At 53.4% G+C, this 532-nt stretch carries 1 protein-coding gene; it reads left to right on the top strand.

The window, feature by feature from the left end; all coding sequences use genetic code 11:
- Positions 1-103 precede the first annotated feature (103 nt).
- Positions 104-532: HU family DNA-binding protein (locus FOY53_RS22840; protein WP_281289613.1), on the top strand; the 429-nt coding region annotated here is incomplete at its 3' end.

Raw genomic sequence — 532 nt, 5'->3', positions numbered from 1 at the left:
ACTAAAGGGCCCAAAGGAGTATTCTCTTACCTCTCAACTCTTACCTCTCAACTCCAGACATGAAAGCTTATGTTTAACTAAAAAAAAGAAAGGAAAAAAGAAAATGGCAAGAAGTGAAATTCCTATGGTGATTAACCTCCGTCAGAACAAGAACGACGATTCGACGGCTTACGGCAAGTACTTTGCCGAGTGTGATTCGAAGGAGCCGCTGAACCTGAAGGGCTTTGCCGCCCACATGACGGCACACGGCAAGATCGCAGACTACCAGATGTGCGTGCTGGTGCTCGGGCAGGTGGTGGACTGCATGAAGGAGCTGCTGACGCAGGGTCAGCCCGTGAAGCTCGACGGATTCGGTACGTTCAGTCCGAGCGTCGATGGTGCGAAGCTGGGCAAGGCGAACCTCGCCAACGCCGTCGCTGGTGGTCCCGACGCGATGATCAACGGCATCCACATCAACTTCGTTCCTGAGAACACGAAGGGCGAGAAGCTGACCTCAAGGGCGCTGAAGGATGACTGCATCTTCACCTTCGGG

The sequence above is a fragment of the Puniceibacterium confluentis genome (genome assembly GCF_007923445.1).
Classification (GTDB): domain Bacteria; phylum Pseudomonadota; class Alphaproteobacteria; order Rhodobacterales; family Rhodobacteraceae; genus Puniceibacterium; species Puniceibacterium confluentis.
The sequence above is the reverse complement of the archived record's forward strand: the minus strand, read 5'-3'. Positions and strand labels throughout refer to the sequence as shown.